At 46.0% G+C, this 1258-nt stretch carries 2 protein-coding genes; both read right to left on the reverse strand.

Going from position 1 to position 1258, the window contains the following annotated elements:
- Positions 1-851: IS3 family transposase (locus tag AC58UU_RS39880; RefSeq protein WP_497323038.1), on the reverse strand; the 851-nt coding region annotated here is incomplete at its 3' end.
- Positions 852-862: 11 nt separating this feature from the next.
- Entirely contained in the window at positions 863-1183 is a 321-nt protein-coding gene (locus AC58UU_RS39885; protein ID WP_497323037.1) for a transposase, read from the reverse strand.
- Between the last annotated feature and the right edge of the window lie 75 nt (positions 1184-1258).

Raw genomic sequence — 1258 nt, forward strand, 5'->3', positions numbered from 1 at the left:
GGCATCCGTTTTAAGCTACCGTGCATTTTGCGGTTATTGTAGAAGTCCATATAATGATCAAGCGCTTCATAAGCTTCATCAAACGTCATGAAATCCCTTTTCCCGATCAAATCGCGCTCGAGCAGGCTGTGGAATGATTCAATGTAGGCATTCGAATTAGGTGTGCGCGGTGGTATACGTTCGTGAACCATCCCAAGGCTCTCACACGTGTCGCCGAATAGCTGGCTGATGAACTGGGGACCATTGTCCGTACGTATTGCAGGGAGCTCCTCCTCAGGCTTTATCCGGCTCTCTAGCGCGCGCCATAGCGTCTGTACGGCATGCTTAGCCTCACAAACCGGTCCTCTGTACTGCTCAACGACGACACGATCAAACACATCAATAATACTAAGTATGAAATAGAATCGTCTGCATCCCGTCACATAACCATACTTAATGTCCATCTGCCACAGCTCGTTGGGACCCGTTACGACTCGGTTTTTCGGTAATCTGCGTGGATGTTTAGTCTTACGCTCACGCTGTTTCTGGAGAATGCCTTGTTCTTTACAAAGGCGGTAAGATTTCTTTTTGTTTAAAATTAAGCCTCGTTCATTGCGGAGGCATTGTGCGAGAAGCTTGTATCCATAGACATGTTCTTCACCTTCAAGAAGCTCTAAGAGCCACTCTGTTATTTGTTCGTCACTTATTTTTTCACCTGTTACTGTTCGAGAAAACCCAGGCAGAGGGCGTCCTTTGGGACCATCTGCCTTACGTGCTGTAGTGTCCGAGACTCGCTTTCTCCGATCGTAGTAAGTGGACATGGAAAGCCCAGTGATTCGAAGAACCAGTGCTGCTACTTCTCCCCGCTTAATGAACTGGTCAGCTACTTCGTACTTTTCGGATAAGCGGGGTTCCTCTTTTTTATAAGTTCTCGTAAAATCTCATTCTCAAGTTCTTTTTCACCAATTATCTTCATCGCTTTCTCGTATTTCGCTTCAATTTCCTGAAGTCGCTGAAGCTCTAGCAGATGCTCATCTGTCATTGGAATCTCTTCCGGAGCCACATCATCCCTATGATCTCTAATCCATCCACGAATCGTTTCTGGATGTACATCATACATACGAGCCAGTGCCCCCACCTTAATCCCAGCTAACGCTTCTCGTACAGCTTTCAAACGTACTTCTTCTCCTAATCTTTTTCCCATCCCGGATCATCCCCTTTGTAAATAAGTTTAATTTATTTAACGGGAGGACTCCAGTTTATTTAGGGGGCCTAGGAG

This window comes from Paenibacillus sp. JT22N1 (assembly GCF_059692155.1).